Annotated in this window: 14 protein-coding genes; 8 read left to right on the forward strand and 6 right to left on the reverse strand. The window is 44.9% G+C overall.

The genetic code is table 11. The features are described from left to right. Nucleotides 1-92: 92 nt before the first annotated feature. The 4 genes from VK179_17835 to VK179_17850 are packed head-to-tail and all read right to left on the reverse strand — an operon-like array spanning nucleotide 93 to nucleotide 4,987. On the reverse strand, nucleotides 93-1,190 hold the full coding sequence (locus VK179_17835) for a VIT1/CCC1 transporter family protein (GenBank protein ID HLO60616.1): 1,098 nt from the start codon (nucleotides 1,188-1,190) through the stop codon (nucleotides 93-95). Nucleotides 1,191-1,212: 22 nt separating this feature from the next. After that, nucleotides 1,213-3,000 (reverse strand): cellulase family glycosylhydrolase, encoded by a 1,788-nt coding sequence (locus VK179_17840; GenBank protein ID HLO60617.1) that lies wholly within the window; start codon nucleotides 2,998-3,000, stop codon nucleotides 1,213-1,215. Between the two features lie 31 nt (nucleotides 3,001-3,031). Next, nucleotides 3,032-3,574, reverse strand: coding sequence for a GNAT family protein (locus tag VK179_17845; protein HLO60618.1), 543 nt, complete (start codon nucleotides 3,572-3,574; stop codon nucleotides 3,032-3,034). Between the two features lie 3 nt (nucleotides 3,575-3,577). Next, complete coding sequence (locus VK179_17850; GenBank protein ID HLO60619.1) at nucleotides 3,578-4,987, reverse strand: hypothetical protein; 1,410 nt, start codon at nucleotides 4,985-4,987, stop codon at nucleotides 3,578-3,580. A gap of 172 nt (nucleotides 4,988-5,159) precedes the next feature. On the opposite strand from VK179_17850, the gene VK179_17855 reads away from it, so the two are divergent. Further along, nucleotides 5,160-6,563: a Gfo/Idh/MocA family oxidoreductase gene (locus VK179_17855; protein HLO60620.1), complete on the forward strand. Its 1,404-nt coding sequence runs from the start codon at nucleotides 5,160-5,162 to the stop codon at nucleotides 6,561-6,563. 109 nt (nucleotides 6,564-6,672) lie between these two features. Here VK179_17855 and VK179_17860 read toward each other — a convergent pair whose 3' ends face one another. Next, entirely contained in the window at nucleotides 6,673-7,707 is a 1,035-nt protein-coding gene (locus VK179_17860; GenBank protein ID HLO60621.1) for an alcohol dehydrogenase catalytic domain-containing protein, read from the reverse strand. A gap of 75 nt (nucleotides 7,708-7,782) precedes the next feature. On the opposite strand from VK179_17860, the gene VK179_17865 reads away from it, so the two are divergent. From VK179_17865 to VK179_17895, 7 genes are all read left to right on the forward strand, one after another. Further along, nucleotides 7,783-8,616 carry a class I SAM-dependent methyltransferase gene (locus VK179_17865; protein ID HLO60622.1) on the forward strand — a complete coding sequence of 278 codons (834 nt, stop codon included), beginning with the start codon at nucleotides 7,783-7,785 and terminating at the stop codon, nucleotides 8,614-8,616. A gap of 12 nt (nucleotides 8,617-8,628) precedes the next feature. Continuing rightward, a complete protein-coding gene (locus tag VK179_17870) occupies nucleotides 8,629-9,855 on the forward strand; it encodes a lactate racemase domain-containing protein (protein ID HLO60623.1) in 1,227 nt (408 codons plus the stop codon). Nucleotides 9,856-9,931: 76 nt separating this feature from the next. Then, nucleotides 9,932-11,476, forward strand: coding sequence for a serine hydrolase (locus VK179_17875; protein HLO60624.1), 1,545 nt, complete (start codon nucleotides 9,932-9,934; stop codon nucleotides 11,474-11,476). A 137-nt stretch (nucleotides 11,477-11,613) separates the two neighbouring features. Next, entirely contained in the window at nucleotides 11,614-12,756 is a 1,143-nt protein-coding gene (locus VK179_17880) for a metallophosphoesterase (GenBank protein ID HLO60625.1), read from the forward strand. 49 nt (nucleotides 12,757-12,805) lie between these two features. Then, a complete protein-coding gene (gene cls / locus VK179_17885; protein ID HLO60626.1) occupies nucleotides 12,806-14,260 on the forward strand; it encodes a cardiolipin synthase in 1,455 nt (484 codons plus the stop codon). Nucleotides 14,261-14,269: 9 nt separating this feature from the next. Next, the gene (locus VK179_17890; GenBank protein HLO60627.1) at nucleotides 14,270-15,265 is read left to right on the forward strand and encodes a zinc-binding dehydrogenase; all 996 of its coding nucleotides are present in this window, start codon (nucleotides 14,270-14,272) and stop codon (nucleotides 15,263-15,265) included. A gap of 67 nt (nucleotides 15,266-15,332) precedes the next feature. Continuing rightward, nucleotides 15,333-16,886: a T9SS type A sorting domain-containing protein gene (locus VK179_17895; GenBank protein ID HLO60628.1), complete on the forward strand. Its 1,554-nt coding sequence runs from the start codon at nucleotides 15,333-15,335 to the stop codon at nucleotides 16,884-16,886. Between the two features lie 25 nt (nucleotides 16,887-16,911). On the opposite strand, the gene VK179_17900 is transcribed toward VK179_17895, so the two are convergent. Beyond that, nucleotides 16,912-19,698 (reverse strand): glycoside hydrolase family 9 protein, encoded by a 2,787-nt coding sequence (locus tag VK179_17900; GenBank protein HLO60629.1) that lies wholly within the window; start codon nucleotides 19,696-19,698, stop codon nucleotides 16,912-16,914. Between the last annotated feature and the right edge of the window lie 31 nt (nucleotides 19,699-19,729).

The raw sequence follows: 19,729 nt of genomic DNA on the forward strand, positions 1-19,729 counted from the left end.
AAGTGTGTTCATTGTTGATGACTTATTTTCTCCCGCAGATTTCGCAGATTTCACGGAATTAACCTGCAAGAGATCAATAAAGAATAATCAGATTATCCGGCTATGGACATGCCGATTAATCTGCCGATTCCGAATGTAATGGCTGCTGCCGCAATTCCGAATAATACCTGTCTGAAGCCTGAGAACCATATATTGCGGTTGGTAAACAAAGTTATGGCTGATCCGATAATAAAAAGACCAATGGCGCTTAATACAGTGCTTAAAATAATTGCGGTAAAGCCTGATGTGAAAAAGTAGGGTGTTACCGGAATTACAGCACCGATAAGGAAAAGAAAGAATGATGTCATAGCGGCCTCCATGGCGGATCCCTTCATTTCTTCCACATTAATGCCTAATTCTTCTTTAATCAGGATTTCATGTGCATGGTCTTTGTTTGTAATCACGTCCTTCGCCATCTGTTGTGCCTGGCTTTCCGGAATTCCTTTTGTCATGTATATGATAGCCAGTTCCTTTTCCTCACCTTCGGGATTGGTTTCAAGTTCTTCCATTTCAAGCTCCATTTGGTTTTCATAAAGTTCCTGTGAGCTTTTAACCGATATCCATTCACCCAGCGCCATCGATAATGCTCCGGCCAGCATGCCGGCCAGTCCCGCCAGCAGAACTTCTTTCGACCCGTTTGTTGCTCCGGCTATTCCCATTACCAGGCTGAAATTTGAAACAAGACCGTCATTGCCGCCAAGGACAGCTGCCCTAAGGGCGTTACCTCCCACCGACCTGTGTCTTTTCTCAAAGCGGGCCAGGTCAGAACCTGAAACGCGGGTTTTTGTATTCAGGATGTTTTTTAAAATGGCAACATGCGCGGTATCAGAAAGACTTTCGGTCTGGCTCATATTTTTCCTTGCACGCAGTATGGATGAAGAAAGACTTTTCTCTGTATCCAGCAGCACACCCAGAACATAATCATAACCAATTATTCTCCCGATGCTTTTTAACATTTTTGCCCGTGCCGAAGGAGGAGGCATATGAGATTCATCAAGGTTGATTTTTTTTAAAAAAGCCACTGCATGGCTTTTCTCAATATCACTCATCTGGAAAAAAACCTGTGAAATAGTCTTATCTTCCTCGTTTTCACCCAATATGCGGTAAAGAAAGGATGCATCAACCTCTGTCTGAATATTCGAAAGTTTCATGGTTAACCTTTATATAATCACTTTACTCAATTGCAATCCAGCCCAGCTCAAAGCCGCCCCTGTCAATTATTACACGCATACAGTAAACACCTTTTTCAAGTTTGACTTCTTCAGTTTCTACGGTTTTCCAGTCAGTCTGAGAGCCGGTTGCGCTGATTGTATAAATTCCAGTGGATTCAAGAGGCGCCTCTTCATTAGTAACCGGCGGTTTCCGGAAAAATACAACTTTAAATCGTCCGCCTGAATTGGATGATGCTATGCGAGCCGAAACATGGAAAGTGCCGTTTTTAGGAACGACTACTGTATATTGCAGCCATTCTCCGTTTTCTGTTGATGTTACCTGGTACCCGTTGCTTTTGCTGTCACCATCAGTGCTTTTGACAATATCTACACCGTCATTCCGGTATTGCTCACCTTTATTGCCGTCTTTATGACCTTCCTGGCCTGTGTTATCGTATTCGGCGTCATTGTATGCAAATCCCTGTTTTCCCAGGTCAAAATCAGTGGCATAAATAATACCCGGTACCTGGTTTGCTGAAAAACGCAGGGTTGAGCTTACTTTTCTCTGCCTGAACATGGCATCGATCACATCTTTATTGAACCGGCATTTTGTTGCATTTGTATTTGCGGCAACTGTGAGCAGCACACCGGTAGCCAATTCAGGTGAAGGCCTCGGACCTTCGTTGTTAAAATAATCTGATATCTGTTTGTATTCCGGAGGGGCAACTACCATCAGCGGACAAACCACTGAATTGATCTTTTTAAGGGGCCACCAGCTCCAGCCGATATTGTTCTTTTCGAGCAATGTGATGCAGTCGGTGAACCAGGTGTTTGAATTTTCACCGGTTTCCCCAAGCCATACGGGCATATTGTACTTCTCACGGGCTGATGTTATGTGGCTGATCGATTTCTGGTCGTTCGGATTCCAATACTTGTGAAAACTGAGAACCATGTTGCCATCCCAGGGGCGGACAAAGCCGTTGTAATTATTACCCCAGCCATTACCCTCAATGATGATGATGTGGTTGTTATCAACCTGGCGAATAGCATCTGTAATACGCTGGTACAAATCCCATATGGGTTCATTTTTGGTATCTTCAAGTCCATTCCTGTTTTTGCCTTCGAATGTCCAGTTTGGCTCGTTCACCAGGTCATACCCCGCGATATTCGGTTCTTTGGAATAGCGCTCTGCCAGCTTGCGCCAGAGGGCTATTGTCTTTAGTTTGTTATCTTCGCTTTCCCATAATGAAGGTTTCGATTCATCATAGTCCGAAATGTTTGAATCTTTGCCCTGGCCTCCCGGTGCTGCATGCAGGTCGAGAATCAGGTACATATTGTTTGCCCTGCACCATGAAAGAAGGTTATCCACAAGCTCAAAACCTTTTGGCAGCCATGTATTCTGGCCTTTAACCGGTTCCTCCTCAATGGGCAGTGTAAACAGGTTATAGTGCATGGGCAAGCGTATGCTGTTAAATCCCCATTTGGCCAGTGAGTCCACATCCGGCCGGGTCATGTGATTTTCTAACCACAGTGCATAAAACCTGTCGCAGTTTTCTTTTCCGATCAGATCGGCGATCCGGGCCTTAATGCTGTGCTGGGTGCCGTCGTTGTGGATCTGCAGCATATATCCCTCCTGCAGCATCCATCCGCCAAGGCCCATACCGCGCAGAATGATATTGTTTCCTGAAGCATCCACAATTTGTGTATCCCATGCTTTTAAGTATTGGCAATTTCCATTCTGAATAAACAATAGAAAAAATACCGGAATGAATGATATTATTCTTCCGGCAAGGCTTTTTCGGAATCTCATGAGTTAAAAAATTTTGTGAATCCAAATTTAATTATTCTCCGCTGATCCAGGTACCGTTTTCCACATCCGGGTTAATTTTTGCATAACGTACCTCGTCATGCAGCCGCCCGTTTTTGAAAATATTATTACGGAATACAGCTTCCCTGGCAAAACCGCATTTTTCAAGAACCCGCTGTGATGCCGGGTTATATTCATACACACCGGTATGGATGCGGGCTAGCTTCAATTGTTTAAATCCGAATTCAGTGATCAGGCTGACGGCAGTTGTCATGATGCCTTTATTCCAGTATGGTTCGCCAAGCCAGTATCCTATTTCAGCTGTCTTTCTGTAGACGTTATCGTGCGGCGTAAGGCCTATATTTCCTGCATATTCACCATTGTATTCAATGGCAAAGTAAGATTTGAAATGTTTGAATCGCCTGATGTACATGGCCGCATGCGACAGCGTGTAAGGAAAAGGAAAGCCATCCCGGAGATTAATGCCGATTTTTTCATTATTTGCCAGTTCGGCCAGCCTCATGGCATCCGAATCCCGGAGAGGACGGAGCAGTATGTTACCGGAGCGGAGTTCCATATTTTAAAAGAAACTATAGGTAAACGATATATTCATATTCTGATATAGCGAATTGACCTTTGAATACAGTTTGCTATACGGAATGAAGGTCCTGTCAATATTTGAATAGCTGTATCCTGTATTGTAATAAGCGGATAAACGGAGTTGTGGTGAAACATAATAGTTCGCACGCAGTGAAAGAAAAGGAGAAATTATATATCCGGATGCCTTTTCAACATGATAATCGGAATATTTTGAAAACATAAGAGTACCCTCAAGCCCGAGATCTACATTGAAATTTGTTCTTGAATTCGGATAATAACCAAGTGAATAATCAATATTGCTGTTAATCCAATGCTGATTATAATTATATTTTGAGTCGGTAATCTTCTCATTATCCCATGTTCTACCGAAAGAATACGAAAGATCGGCATCCCAGTCTCTTTGCCAGTAAAGACTTACAGGTTTAGCTGAATTATACTTTACAATGGCACTTATTCCTCCGCCTGTTGTTCGTGAATCCGATTCGTCATCGGGATCTAATTCAAAATCATGGAGAAGGTAATACCGGGAAAAAGAAAACTCGGGAATGACTCCTCCTGAGATTCGCTTACCGCTGTTTCTTATGGGACCATCAGCATATTCCCAGTTGTCATATACTGTTGTGAAATAAGCAGCATCCGGCTTACTGATCCAATTTTTAACCTGCATAAATGAATCGATTTTTTCTATCTCTTCTATTCTTTTCAGCCTGTAGTCAAAATACCGTTCATTCTTCAGAATCGCAATAAAAGAAGCAAATTCGAGGATCTCGCTGTTATCCGGCGTATGAGAAAGTCTTCCCTGTTTGTTAAGATCTTCAAGAATGTAAATGGCCAGTCTTGCATCCTGAACCTGTTCGATTCTGCCTTTACCAATAAGAAGAGGAATCTCTACAGAGGCATAATCGGTTATAGTTTTATCGGTTTGGGTGGTTGATGTAACTTTATCGTTTTCATACGATGCGGAAAATTGAAAATCAGGTTCGAAAAAGAGCTTACCGCTGAAATACTTACGGTTAATGCTGGATATCGAAATATCCGTATTAAGTTGAAAATTGGTATTCTTATAACTTTCGGTTTTTTGTCTTGACCATAAAGGTTCAAAATTTAAGCTGTACGATTGTTCACTCTGCAATTTTGCTGTGTTCTTATATGACCCATAAAAGAAATTATCTGTGTTAGCAAGCCTCCAGACATTGAATTTATCGTGGCTGAGACTTTCGACATGATTATTATCAAAACGGTTGTTCATTGTCAGGTTCAGATTCATATCGAGCCGCTGCCTTTTTATATCCGGCAACTTGAAGTCGGAAAGATTGAATTCTCTAAACTGCGAATACATCATGCCGGAAAATAACAGCATGAAAAAACTGAGAATTAGTGTTTTTTTCATGGGTGAGAGGGTTTATGAAATTGCTTATAGTTTGGGTTGCTGGTTTTAAAGATAATAAAAATCGGGATATGTCCGTTAAAATGCCTGTTTTGTAGATTATCTGCCGTTTAGCGTAATTTATTTTTCTATATTTAATTCCTCATCATTCTAAATTAACTACACTTAATTCAATATGAAAAAATCGAAAAACGGATTGAACCGTCGTGAATTCCTGGGCATGTCGGCGCTCGGACTTACCGGGCTGACCATCTTACCCAGTTATGTGGTGAACGGCGTTCGCATTGCGCCGAGCGACAGGGTTGTCATGGGATTTGTAGGATTGGGCCAGCAGGCTTTGTCCGACTTTGCAGGCTTTGCATCAGTTCCCGGAGTGCAGGTTGCTGCCGGTTGTGATGTCGACAGTATGAAGCAGTTACGCTTTAAAAAACGCATTGAGGCGTGGCAGCAGTCGAAGGGCGTTGCTCCCCGCTGTGACGTTTACGAACAGTATGAAAAATTGCTTGAGCGCACGGATATAGATGCCATTGAGGTGGCCACACCCGACCATTGGCACGCGCTGATCAGCATACATGCCTGCCAGAGCGGCAAGGATGTATATTGCCAGAAGCCGCTTGCCTTCACAATTAAAGAAGGACTTAAAATGGTGCGTGTTTCCCGCGATCTGAAAAAGATAATCCAGGTAGGCAGCCAGCAGCGTTCGAGCAAGGAATTCCAGAAAGCCATTGAACTGGTTCAGAATGGTTCAATCGGACACATAACTAAAATTTATGCGAAAGTGGGCGATCCCCCGAAGCCGCTCGACCTTCCTGAAATGCCGGTTCCGGCTAACCTCAACTGGAACCTGTGGATGGGCCCTCTGAATGATTCCAGGATTCATTATCATCCCGATCTTTGTCCTCCGATATCGCTTGAGCCCGAGGAACGCGAAAAACTTTGGGGTGCATGGCGCTGGTATCGTGAAACCGGGAACGGTTTTACAGCCGACTGGGGTGCCCACATGTTTGATATTTCCCAGGCTGCCATCGGAATGGATGGATCAGGGCCGTCGCTGATTATTCCTAAGGGCTACAACGGTCAGCCTTATCTTACATTCAAATACCTGAATGGTATTGAACTCACTGAGCAGCCGTATCTTGAAGATATGCCCGGGGCACAGGGTATTAAATTCATTGGTACCGACGGCTGGATTGAAGTGGCAAGGGGTTACCTGGCCTGTTCAAAATCAAATCTTGTACCGGCCGAACTCGCAGGACGCCGTCCGAAGCAGATGACCGACGCCGAGCGCAAGAAAATGTTCGAAGAAATGCAGAAGAGTGCCCAGAAGGGCGGGGGAAGCTTCGAGATCAGTTCGCCGCATATGCAGAACTTTATCGATTCGGTAAGATCGCGTCTCGACCCGATTGCCCCTGTTGAAGTGGGATGCAGCACCAATACACTTTGCTGCCTTGGCAACATTGCCACTGAACTCGGCCGTCCGGTAAAATGGAATCCGGCTACGCTGAGTTTCGGCACCGATACCGAAGCGGCCAATCACCGTCTCGTCCAGTACGAATACAGAAGGCCATATACTTTATAATTTTCAAAAAAAGGTTCCGTTTTCGCGGAACCTTTTTTTTGATACCACCTCGACAGGGTCCCCCCACCTCGACAGGGTCCCCCTACCTCGACAGGGTGGGGTAATTCAATTAAAAATTAATCATGGCTTTCATGACGCCGTCACGGTAACGCGCGACGAGGTCGAAGGCTTCCGCAACCTGTGAAAAGGGGAAGGCATGCGTTTGCATGGGATCGGGTTTCAGGCGGCCATCGGAGATCATGGAGAGGGTTTTTACTACGGATTCATTCTGACGGCGGACATTCTGGATATTGATTTCTTTTCGCCGCAGGGCGTCTACATCAAAGCTCCAGCGCGAAAAGGACGGGATGCCGATGATCATCAGTTGTCCTCCTGGCTTGAGCAGCTGAATGGCCTGGTCAGCGGCTTCCTGTTTTCCACAACATTCAAAAACCACATCAAGGGCCAGCGGTTCAAGAGCCAGGATATCTTTTACGACATCTGTTTTATCCGGGTTCCCTGTCCAGTGGGCTCCCATTGTGGATGCAACTTTCAACCGGGCGTCAATTTTATCAGTCATGTACACTTTGGCGGCATCTTCACACAGCGCAGGCAAAAGAACGCTGATCCCGATGGGACCTGAACCCAGGATGCCAACTTTTTTGTTTTTAAGCGCAACCGACAAGCCGGTTGCATACACCCCAATTGCAAGGGGTTCTGACAAGGCTGCCTCATCGAGCGTCATGGCATCACTTATCCTGTAACAGCTGGCCGCCGGCATCACCAGGTACTCGGAAAGACATCCTTCAGCCTGTCCGGGGCATCCGAGAAACCTGAGCCTGCGGCATGTGTGATATCTTTCCTGCCTGCACTGATCGCATTCATAGCAGGGCATCGCCGGGTCAATTGCCACCCTGTCTCCGGGCTTTAGGGTTGTTACTGACGAACCCGTTTTTTCAACTATCCCCGAACCTTCATGTCCAACAGTGAAAGGATATTCAACAACCTGGCTCCCGATTTTACCTTCGGTGTAATAATGAATATCGGAACCGCAAATACCAACAGATTTCATCCGGATCAGCACCTGGTCAGGCTTTGTAATGACCGGTTCAGGTTTATCAATAATCTCGATACGGTTTAAACCGGTAAGTACCATCGCTTTCATAAGGCTTCACTCAATTTACTGTCTAAAGTATGAATAAAATAATTATATATTTGGGTATTCATTCATCTCACGGTCATGAAGAAATTTCCCGACCCCATCGACCTTTCCTCAATCACTGATTTTTACGACGAATTGCCTTTCTGGTCCGCCCCATTCGGACTTAAGCTGCTTGAGAAGGTCAATTACAGGAAAAGCATCACTGCTCTTGATATCGGTTTCGGCGCGGGTTTTCCTCTTGTTGAACTGGCGGAAAGGCTGGGCAACTCATCCAGGGTTTACGGTATCGATCCATGGAAAGATGCTTCTGCAAAGGTAAACAGAAAATCCGGCTATTTCGGAATCAACTCGATCACCCTTATTGAGGGAGTGGCTGAATCGATTCCTCTTGAAAAGGATTCGGTTGATCTTATTGTCAGCAACAACGGGATCAACAACGTCAGTGATATAAACAAAGTTTTTTCAGAATGCGCAAGGGTTCTGAAAGATAGCGGTCAGTTTGTCATGACAATGAATCTTGACAAGAGCATGTTTGAATTTTATCATGTGCTTGAAAAGGTGCTTCTTGAAAATGGAATGGAAAAGGAAGTCAGGGCTATGCACAGCCATATTTATGAAAAAAGGAAACCACTTGAAGAAATGACATTTCTTCTCAGGCAAAACGGCTTTATAATTTCTGACCTGGAGCACAGCCAGTTTAATTACAGGTTTGCCGACGGAACGGCGATGCTCGATCATCATTTTATCCGCCTGGCTTTTATGGGTGCCTGGATGAATTTATTACCGGCCGGACGTGCTGAAAATATATTCAGTGACGTTGAACTTTTACTCAACCGACAGGCTGAGATTTCCGGAGGTCTGAATCTGAGCATTCCTTTCGTAGTGATCAATTCCTTTAACCATAAAGTTTAATACCTTTGTTTCATGGACCTGACATTAAAATACGGAAGAAATACAATGACCTTTGCCTTCCCTGAAGGCACAACCGTTCCTGAATATCATGAACCGGAATACACCATTTCAGCTGAAAAATTCAGGGAGGATCTTGAAAAATTTCTGCCAGCGGATTCCGCCAGATATAATGATGTAGCCATTGTGGTTTCTGATAAAACAAGATTGTGCGGATATCCTGAATTTCTGCCCTGGCTTACCGATTCTCTTTTACAGCATGGGGCCGGGCCGGAAAATATAACATTTTACATTGCCTACGGAACCCATGCCAGGCAAACTGAAGAGGAAAGCGTACAGAGCTATGGAGAATCCTACCGCAAATTCCGGTTTGTTCATCATGATTGTACCGATGTTTCTGTTTTCGAATTGCTCGGAACAACCAAAAGAGGTACTCCTGTGCCTCTTCGGAAAGACATACTGAAAAGCTCACTGCTCATTACATTCGGATCCATATCGCATCATTATTTCGCCGGTTACGGTGGCGGCCGGAAAATGCTTTTCCCCGGGCTCGCTTCAAAGGTGGCAGTTTATCATAATCACAGCCTGTTTCTTGATATGGAAACAAGACGTCTTTCAGAGGGATGCCAGCCAGGCAGGCTCGACGGTAACCCGTTGGCCGAAGATCTTAAGGAAATTGATTCGTATTTCCCTCCGAAAATTTCTATCCACGGAATTCTCAATGCGTCGGGTAAAGTTTGCCGACTAATGATCGGGAATTCCTATGAGCATTTTATTGATGCCTGCACGCTTCACGACAGTTATTACCGCTTCACCGGGAACCAGCTTTTCGATCTTGTAGTTGCCTCAGGCGGGGGTTACCCGAAGGATATCAATTTCATCCAGTCGCACAAAGCCGTTCATCATGCCGCAGCATTTGTAAAGGACGGCGGCCACCTGGTTGTGCTTGTCGAATGCATTGACGGGATCGGATCGAATTATTTCATGAAATACCTTGAGGCAGGCGGATTTGATGCCGCTTTTGCTATTCTCGAAAAAAATTATGAAGGCAACGGGGGAACCGCCTTGTCGATGATGCAAAAATCAAAAAGAATAAACATACACCTTATGACCTCGCTTGATGAGCGCATTTGTGGCATTCTTGGTGCAACAAAAACAGAGCCCGGAGATATTCAGAAATTAGTCAATTCGGCAAAAAGATCCATCGCCGTCATCCGGAATGCCAGCATGCTTGTCAGGTAACAGTAATCAGTAATCGGTGATCGGTAATCGGTAACTGTACATAATAACTAGTAAAGAATATTTCACAAATCATCCAATGAAGAATTTAAAACTTTATGCCCTGCTGATGCTAATGGTAATAGCATTGGCCTGTAAAAACACTCCTGAAAACCAAACCGGATCCTTGCCCCGAAGCACTCCTGAAACAGAAGGTGTATCATCCGGGGCCATTCTTGCCTTTCTTGATTCAGCCGCAGCCAGTGAACATGAGTTTCACAGCATTATGATCATCAGGCATGGCAAGGTGATTGCCGAAGGCTGGTGGTCCCCTTACGATTCAATCCTGAGGCATACGCTTTATTCCACAAGCAAAAGCTTTACATCCACTGCTGTAGGATTTGCCGTGACTGAAAAACTGATCACCGTAAATGATAAAGTCATTTCATTCTTTCCGGAAGATTTACCCGATACGGTAAGTCCATACCTGGCACAGCTCACAATAAAAGACCTGCTTATGATGTCGGCCGGTCAGGATCCGGATCCCACATGGTCTTTAAGGAACGGAAACGATAACTGGGTTAAGGCATTTCTTGCCACACCCATTGTAAATGAACCGGGAAAGAAATTCCTGTATAATTCAATGGCTACGTATATGCTTTCAGCCATTGTTCAGAAAGTTACCGGACAAAAAGTCGTGGATTACCTTACGCCGCGCTTGTTTCAACCTCTGGGTATCAAAGGCATGGATTGGGAAACCGATCCAAAAGGCATCAATACAGGTGGCTGGGGACTCAGGATTAAAACAGAGGACATGGCAAAGTTCGGCCAGTTGCTGCTTCAGAAAGGAAAATGGAATGGAAAAGAGATCATTCCCGAAGCATGGGTGAATGAAGCTACTACAATGAAAATTATGCAGAATCCTGATGCCAGGCAGTCTCAAAAGGATTCAAGCGACTGGCTCCAGGGATACTGCTACCAGTTCTGGCGCTGCAGAAATAATGCCTTCAGGGCTGACGGCGCGTATGGCCAGTATATTATTGTAATGCCGGAAAAAGATGCTGTCGTAGCCATTACCTGCGAATCGCCCAATATGCAATCGGAAATTAATCTCGTATGGGATTACTTGTTGCCGGCTTTTAAAGACGAAGAATTGCCTGAAAACAAACCTGAATCCGACAAGCTGAAGGAACGTCTTGCTTCGCTCAGTCTTGCCCCGGCTTCCGGATCTGCAGCAATCGCTGCTAAGTTTACTAACCCGTCGGAATTTGTCTTTCCTGAAAATCCTTATCATTTCAAATCAATTACCATTTCACTAACTGACACGTGTCATGTGAAATTTGTATTTGATTCCGTTGAATACCCGGTCGATTTCGGTTCAGGAAAATGGCTGAAAGGCGAAACCACAATGCCCGGACCAAGCCTGACAGGTGCTCTCGCTGGACCGCAAAAAGTTGCCGGAAGCTACGCCTGGAAAGATGCACAAACACTTGAGCTTATTCTGCGCTATATCGAAAGTCCCCACCATGCAACTATAACCTGCAAATTTGACAGGGATAAGATTACAGTTGCACTGGATTACGGAAAGGCTTTAGGACGGCCTGTTATAGAATTAAAAGGAAGTGCGTCAAAAATAAAGAATTAAAAGGCACAGTAATTGATCAATTGGCAGGGAGAGGTTTCTCGCTGAAAGGAGGAATCTTTGAACCCGCTCACAACTCTGTTTGTTGTTGTGGCGGGATCATTTATATTGTCCTGATTGATAAATTAAAAATTGAATTCATGAATTTATTCCGGTTTCTCTTCCTTTTAGTCTTTTTCATCTTGCTTAATATTTACCTGTTTAACAGGGGCTGGCAGGCTATGCCTGACAACCGGGTTGTTCATACGGTTTATACCCTTTTGTATATTTTTACTTCCACAGCCATCTTCTTTGCCATTTTTGCCGGGAACCGCCTGCCTGTCGCCACAGGAAGAATATTCGAACTGGTGGGAGGTTACTGGATGATCCTGTTTGTCTTTACGTTAAGCGGGGCCCTGCTTGGTGATATACTCCGGATACTGAACCATTACTTCGGCATTTTTCCGGATTGGGTAACCCGGCATTACGCACAGGCTAAACTGATCTATTTCTTCGCTGTATTAACGGTTCTTGCTTTCATATCGGTTATGGGTTATTACCGGTTTTCTCATCCGAAAATCACCAAAATGAATCTAACCGTCAATCACGGCAAAGTGCTCACCCATGATATGAATATTATTGCTGTGAGCGATATTCATCTCGGCAACCTGATCCGTAAAAAGCAGTTGGGTAAGTGGGTGAACCTTATAAATAAACAGGATCCCGATGTCATCCTGATTGTGGGAGATCTTTTTGATCATAATATTCATGCTGTTGAATTGCAGCATATGAATGATGACCTGTTAAAGCTTAAAGCAACGTATGGTGTTTTCGGCATTCCCGGCAACCACGATTACTATGCCGGAATTGACAAGGCTATTCAATATATGAAGAGCTCCGGTATTAAGGTGCTCAGGGATACGTCAGTTGTGATCGACAAACAGCTTATACTCATCGGACGTGATGACCTCACAAATCGCAACCGGAAACCACTCAATGCCATTATTAACGGATCACCGGATACTTTGCCCAAAATTGTACTGGATCATCAGCCATCAGGCTTCGCCGAATCGGAAGAAAACGGAATTGATGTTCATATATCGGGACATACTCACAATGGTCAGCTGTTCCCTTTCAATAAAGTGGTTTCACGCATCTACAAACTCGGATATGGCTACCTGAAAAGCGGAAACACCCACTTTTATGTTTCATCGGGATTGGGATTATGGGGTGCGCCTATCAGGCTTGGAACGCAATCCGAAATTGTGAATATCGTACTTAAAAGCAGTTTGAACGCAAACTGAAAATTGCTGTAACTTTAGATTCTTAAGTTACCAAACAGCATTATTCCTGATGAAACCTGCAGTCATTATTGATATTGTATATTTCATCATACTGGTACTTGTATGCGTCCGTATTATCTTTGATACGCGCAGTTCATCCAAGACCCTTGCCTACCTGTTGCTTGCCATTTTTGTACCTGTGGGAGGAATGATCTTTTACTTTGTTTTCGGAATCAATTACCATAAAAGACTTATTTACAGTAAAAAACTGGTTGAAGATGAAGTGCAGTTATCCGAGGTCAACCGGAAAACTGTCTCACTGTCAGCCCGTAACCTCAAGCGGAATGCACAGGCAATCGGAAACGGGCAAAGCCTCGTGAGCCTGCTGATGAACGATGGCCTCAGCCCGCTCACTTCAGGAAACAAAGTGACGCTGCTGGTAAACGGTGAAGAGAAATTTCCTGAGCTCTTACGGGCCATTGAAAACGCCACACATCACATCCACCTGGAGTATTATATTTATGAGGATGATAAGATTGGTAATGAGATTAAAAATGCACTGATCCGCAAGGCTTCAGAAGGCGTGGAAGTGCGGATGATCTATGATGATTTTGGCAGCAGCAGCATACGCGGCGACCTGGTGGATGAGTTAAGAGAGGGAGGAGTTGAAGCTTATCCCTTTAACCGGATACGGTGGCTGTATTTTGCCAACCGCATCAACTACAGGAACCACAGGAAAATTGTGATCATTGACGGTGATTCCGGATTTATAGGCGGAATCAATGTAAGCGACCGGTATTTTAACCGTGAGGATGACGGTCCGGAAAAGATCTACTGGCGGGATACCCATTTAAAAATTGACGGTCCCGGTATTCTTTTTTTGCAGCATATTTTTCTGTGCGACTGGAATTTTTGTTCCGGTCAGAAAATGAAGCCTGAAAAGGAATACTTTCATGCCACACCCCTGAAACACTCTAACGTGAGCGTACAGATTGCCGCCAGCGGTCCCGATTCTCCCGCTTCTACAATTAAACTGTCCTTTCTTAAGGCAATAAACCTGGCCAGGGAAGAAATTCTGCTTACAACGCCTTACCTGATCCCCGGCGGAAGCATTATGGATGCTCTGAAAGTGGCCTCCCTCGGTGGCGTGAAAGTGAAGATCCTCGTTCCGGGCACATCTGATTCAAGGCTTGTTAATTTCGCCGCATGGTCAAACTATGGTGAACTTCTGAAAGCAGGAATTGAAATCTACTGCTACCGGAAAGGCTTTATCCATGCTAAAACCATGGTGATTGACGGTGCTATTTCAGTTGTAGGAACTGCAAATATGGATCACCGCAGTTTTGACCTTAATTTTGAGGTCAACGCAATTGTTTACGGTGCCGAATTCGGCGAACAGCTGTGCGATTCCTTTCATACTGATTTGAAGTATGCTATAAGGCTTAATTATGAGGAATGGAAATCGCAGCCGGTATATTTGCGACTTGCAGAAAGAACTGCACGGCTTTTATCTCCCTTGTTATAAATTAATACGATGACTGATACGATACCACAAGAAATGAGGGCTGTATGCCTGAAAGCGGACGGTGGTCTGCAGGTGAAAATGATTCCGGTCCCTATACCCGGTGCAGGACAGGTACTCGTAAAAATTTCAGCGGCACCCATTAATCCTTCTGACCTTGCACGAATCAAGCATCTGCCTGAAGCCGAAAAAAGCAGCTTTATTGCCGGTATCGAAGGGTCTGGTGTTGTTGTGGCCGGCGGTAAGGGAATTATCCCTGCACTCTGGAAAGGAAAGAGGGTGGCCTGTTCATCTGCTTATACATACAGCGGTACATGGGCTGAATACATGGTAACTCCTGCTATGAGTTGCATTCCGCTACCCGATGAAATCAGTGATGAACAGGGAGCGATGCTTCTTGTGAATCCTTTAACGGCAGTAGCTTTTATTCAGATAGCCAGGAAAAAGGGACATAAGGCAATCATTAACACTGCGGCCGCAAGCGCTTTGGGAAGAATGCTTGAATACCTTTCTGATAAGGCAGGATTGCCGCTTATCCAGGTTGTCAGGCGTGATGATCAAGCGCAAAAGCTGTTAAAATCAGGGGCAAAATATGTTCTGAGCAGTACCGCAACGGATTTTGAAAGTTCATTGAAGCAAATGGCAGGAGAGTTAAATGCAACCCTGGCCCTTGATGCCATCGGGGGAGAAATGACCCGGATCCTTCTTGAAGCGGTGCCTTTTGGCGGCAACGTCATGGTTTACGGAAACCTTTCCGGTGAAGATCCACACAGCCATCACAGGGCGCTGGTTTCTGAAAATAAATCGATTTCAGGATTTTACCTTGTAAACTGGCTCAGAGAACAAGGTATCTTAACTACGTTGAAAAGCATCAGTAAGGCAAGAAAACTCATCAGGAACCATGTTACAATAACAATTAGCAGTAAAAAGCCACTGGAACAGGTTGAACCGGCGATAGAAGGATACCTTCAGGCGATGACTGCCGGAAAAATACTGCTGATTCCATAATTGGATATTTCATCAAAACTTACTACCTTACGGTTGATTTTCATGTTATTACATAAATACACCCATCATGAAACCAACCCGTTTAATGCTGGCCTTATTATTGGCTTTTCCTTCCTTTTCTTTGCTGTCAGCCGCTGACTACGTTGATGATTTTTTAATGAAACTCACGGGTACCTGGTACCTTGTCAGTTTTCAGGGAGGTATCACAGGTGGTACTACATACTATCATCCCGCATGCGGCGATTCTGTCACTGTCAGTCGTGTTCCCGGAACTGACAGTCTGCAGATATGCGAATATAAGCAGTCACTCCGTGTTTCAAGGGAAACATACGCTGTATGCTGGAGCAATGTATTCAATAACTGGCAGTTGTGTTATAATGGCCACCAAACACTAATTGAGATCACACCGTATAGTTTTACCACGTACCAGACCGAAAGCGTCCGAAAATACACCCATACTGTTGAGGGCTTAAATCCCTGTAATCCGGCCATAGAAGTCGCCGCAAATACCATGAAGGGCAGGTGGTATCTTACTTCAATGGGAGCGGGTCCCTTTGAGATCAGGATGACGCCGGTTGCAGGTGATTCCATTATCCTGCAAAGAATTGAAGGCACCGATTCAATCCACGGCGATTATTATCATAATTGCCTTGTAAGTTATACTGATTCATACCGGCTTGTAATTGACTCTTCTTACTCAGAACACACGGACGCACTGATGTTTGTCAATCAAAGTGCCGTGAACAGGATGCTGGTGACTGTACTCGACAGGAAGATCATCCTGAAAACCGATTCCCTTCCCGGTCATTTCATGGTTTTTGAACCTGTGGATACGTTTACCATGAAAAGAGCTCCTTTGATTACCGGTGTCACGGGAGATACGGTTTGCGGTTCGGGAGAAATGACGCTTATGGCATCATCGGATCCGGGCGAAATACGCTGGTATTCAGATCCACAAAACGATACCAATATTGCAACCGGAAAAGTATTCTTTCCTCCTGAATTAACAGTAACCACCACGTATTATGTGGATGCAACTTACAATAACTGCGTTACACCTGAACGCAAACCAGTAAAGGCCGTTGTAATTGCTGTTCCTGAAATTACCAATATCACCGGCGGTGCTCGTTGCGGTGAAGGACAGGTTTTACTGGCGGCTGAAGCAAATGCAGGAACTATATACTGGTACGCTGATAGTACTGCAGCTGATGCCATGGCTGAAGGTCCGGAATTTAATACACCGGGATTGACTAATACCACTGTTTATTTCGTCGGGGCAGTGAATGAGGGCTGCTCATCAATTTCCAGATTACCGGTTACGGCCTGCATTTCATATAGTGATACATGTTCGGTTAATTCGGTTAACCAGGCATTAGAACATGTGCTGCAGGTGTATCCTGACCCCACAACCGGCAGGTTTGAAATAAATATCGAAAAAATCAACGAAAATCCCGGTATGATGAGCATTTACAATACATCAGGAATCCTGGTTTATCAAATCCGGCTCGCAGGCCAGAACCATACAATTCAGGCGGATGTCACCGACTTTCCCGGCGGAATATATTTTGTAATACTGCAGGGGGATTCCGAAGTGCATACACTTAAAATTCTGAAGGAATAATACGCTTGATGTATTAAACCGTCAGCTATTCAATTCCTATTTTAACAATGGCTTTCTGATCCAGGTTGTTTTTCAGCATTACCATGTAAAATCCCGGGGGCAGTTTCAAGGGAATGTGCAGGGAGGCCGAATGTAAATATTTTTCACTGAACATGAGTGCCCCCGAAATATTCCGGATTTCAACATAGACTTCATTACATGATTCAGGAAGTTTGATATTGATTACTTCCCTGGCAGGATTAGGATAAACGATGAGGCCCGGTCCCATTTCATTATACCTGATGCCTGTAATTTCAAGATAGTAACATTGCGAAGTATCTTTACAGCCGGTATAAGAAATTTCAACAGCATAATTTCCCGAGACACCAGGTAAAAATGATTCACCGGTTGCCCCTTCAATTTGTTCATAATCGTTGTCACAATTAAGCCAATGGTAGTCAAGGCCTTTCTCTTCGGCTACCAGGGTGTCACCTGATGCGGCTATAAGAGTATTGATAACCGGTATGGTGAGATTAATTGTAATGATACTGTCACAACCTGCGGCATTTGGTATGGTATCGTAATATGTTCCTGAAACGGAATAACGGCTTCCGGCGGGTGATGTATAGGTTGAACAGGAATTTACCGTTATTGTGTTCCCGGTAGGATGATTTACTTTCAGGGTTACTACCAGTATGCTATCGCAGCCATCAGCGGCTGTGAGCGTATCGTTGTAAATGCCCGAAACTGTCCACATGTATTTGCCGCTTGGTGACGTCATTGATTCACATGCAGATGCTTCAATATGAGCTGTTTTACCGTAATCGTGACACTCACAATTTTCGGTTGCCGGTTCCCTTCCGGTATTACCTCCCGAACATATACCGCAAAGGTCAAAGTCAGCGGTTCCTGCAGAATCACCATGACAATCAAACCCGGTGACAAACTTGGATAAAAGCCTGATATAGCTTACCTGGTAACCGCAGCTGTTTTCGGTAACCTCCCAGGAGTTAAGAGGCCAGCTTGTATTGAAATCTTTATACGATTTTTGTTTGGGCTGATCTTTCGGAGGGCTGATGCTTTCGGATATACAAATGGCATTATTACCGGCCGATCCGCAATTCGGGGTATTACAGCAGCCATCCCAGTTGTATGAAGGATTTGGACCCCCTGTCAAAAATCCGGGGGCAGGACCATAAAGCGAGGTTCCGACACGGTCCCATTTAGGGCTGCCATTGGTGAACCAGCTATGATAAAATTCATTCACACAACTGTCACCGCCAAAAGCATACATATTGGATAAATACACCAGGTTTAGCGGATTAACTCCATGAATGTAATGGATATATGCCGCAGCTGCGTTAAGTGCATCCTGATTTTTCAAAGGATCAATGTTATATTGAATCATATTGTAAAACATGCTTCCCACGGCACCTTTCTGGTTATTGCTTCCCCATGTATACGAATCCATATGTGCCTTATAGGGATCGGTTGATGAGTACCATGCCGGAAAATTATCGCCATTGGTAAGCATAGCATTGCGATAGGCCGTCTTAACCTGGTTTGAAATGGCAGGAGAGGCCTTACTGAGTGTTGAATAATAAAGGAGAAGATCCTGTTCGGAGGGCTCATACGGATAGGCATAATTCCACTGGATCAGGTGAACATTCTGGTAGTTTTTACTGAAGTACGAATGATAGCTTTCTTTCCCGGTCACCTCATATAAAAAGCATGATGCCTTCAGGCGGGCGATAAAACGTCCGTAATCCGACGTTTCCTGGTCACCTGCCCCGACACCGGATGACCCGTTGGATGCCGAATTATTGTGAAAGATGACAGCCGGATGAGCTTCAGCCCAATCCCATGCTTTTTCAGCGGCACTGATCAGTGAATCGGAATAGGAAATCCTGTTTACCGAGCGGAATACTTTGGCGCTTATGGCCAACGCTGCTGCCGTGTTCCATGTAGCTGACGAACTGGCTGGTCCGTAAACACTTTGTCCGGTTGCCGATGAGGGTGGACTGGCGTGTGATTCACTTACAATACTGAGTACACCGCCATCATCCTGTTGCATTCGCAGGAGAAAATCGATACCCCACCGGGCTTCATCCAGCAGGTCGGGTATCCCGTTCCCTGATTCGGGCAGGTTATAATTGTCCCCCCACGCGGCCGGGTTCTCAATATACGATTTCATCATTTCCACAATGTAACTGGCAGTCCAGTTTGTATACTTATTATAGTCCCCGGCATCATACCAGCCACCGCTTAGATCCCTTTCTTTAGAGGCATTGGTTTTTTCATTATAAGGCCGGCAGTTTTTATCCTGCAGCGGGCCAATATGGCTGGCCCCGTCGGCCCAGGCCTCACCCGCATACTTTGCTTCTTTTGCACAACCTGCTCGCTGGTAAAAGAATGATCTTACCGCCTGCCTGAGGACCTCATTGTAAATGCCGGGTGCAATTCTGAATTCATAAGAACGGACCTGGTTCACGGAATCAAGTATATAGTAAGAACCGGTATCGGTAACCGTACTAAAATCGAAGTGCCATACCTGGTCCCCTGAAGAAGCATCGGTGGCCCCTGATTTCCATTTTAAGGGCTGTCCCCTGAAAATCCTGGCACCGGTTGCTGCATTTACCAGCACATAGTTTTCACCGGGTGTAAACGACCTCACCGCATCAAATCCTGTTACAGGGTTTTTGATGAGGGCAGTTTTTTCCGATACCGGCAGGTAGCCGAACTGATCAACTATTATAAACCGTTCAACAGGCTGGGATTTCAGAAAGGAGCAGGTAAGGACAAGCAGGGACAGACAAAAGACTTTCCGTTTCATGATTTCATATTAGCTCAACAATATAAGGAAA

Source organism: Bacteroidales bacterium (genome assembly GCA_035299085.1).
In the GTDB taxonomy this organism is placed as follows: Bacteria; Bacteroidota; Bacteroidia; order Bacteroidales; family UBA10428; genus UBA5072.

Bases quoted from the DNA above. Each gene is read 5' to 3' on its own strand.
- VK179_17890 (HLO60627.1), top strand. From the start codon at position 14,270: ATGACTGATACGATACCACAAGAAATGAGGGCTGTATGCCTGAAAGCG.
- VK179_17895 (HLO60628.1), top strand. From the start codon at position 15,333: ATGAAACCAACCCGTTTAATGCTGGCCTTATTATTGGCTTTTCCTTCC.
- VK179_17850 (HLO60619.1), bottom strand. From the start codon at position 4,987: ATGAAAAAAACACTAATTCTCAGTTTTTTCATGCTGTTATTTTCCGGC.
- VK179_17870 (HLO60623.1), top strand. From the start codon at position 8,629: ATGGACCTGACATTAAAATACGGAAGAAATACAATGACCTTTGCCTTC.
- VK179_17855 (HLO60620.1), top strand. From the start codon at position 5,160: ATGAAAAAATCGAAAAACGGATTGAACCGTCGTGAATTCCTGGGCATG.
- VK179_17835 (HLO60616.1), bottom strand. From the start codon at position 1,190: ATGAAACTTTCGAATATTCAGACAGAGGTTGATGCATCCTTTCTTTAC.
- VK179_17840 (HLO60617.1), bottom strand. From the start codon at position 3,000: ATGAGATTCCGAAAAAGCCTTGCCGGAAGAATAATATCATTCATTCCG.
- VK179_17860 (HLO60621.1), bottom strand. From the start codon at position 7,707: ATGAAAGCGATGGTACTTACCGGTTTAAACCGTATCGAGATTATTGAT.
- VK179_17845 (HLO60618.1), bottom strand. From the start codon at position 3,574: ATGGAACTCCGCTCCGGTAACATACTGCTCCGTCCTCTCCGGGATTCG.
- VK179_17875 (HLO60624.1), top strand. From the start codon at position 9,932: ATGAAGAATTTAAAACTTTATGCCCTGCTGATGCTAATGGTAATAGCA.
- VK179_17865 (HLO60622.1), top strand. From the start codon at position 7,783: ATGAAGAAATTTCCCGACCCCATCGACCTTTCCTCAATCACTGATTTT.
- cls (HLO60626.1), top strand. From the start codon at position 12,806: ATGAAACCTGCAGTCATTATTGATATTGTATATTTCATCATACTGGTA.
- VK179_17900 (HLO60629.1), bottom strand. From the start codon at position 19,698: ATGAAACGGAAAGTCTTTTGTCTGTCCCTGCTTGTCCTTACCTGCTCC.
- VK179_17880 (HLO60625.1), top strand. From the start codon at position 11,614: ATGAATTTATTCCGGTTTCTCTTCCTTTTAGTCTTTTTCATCTTGCTT.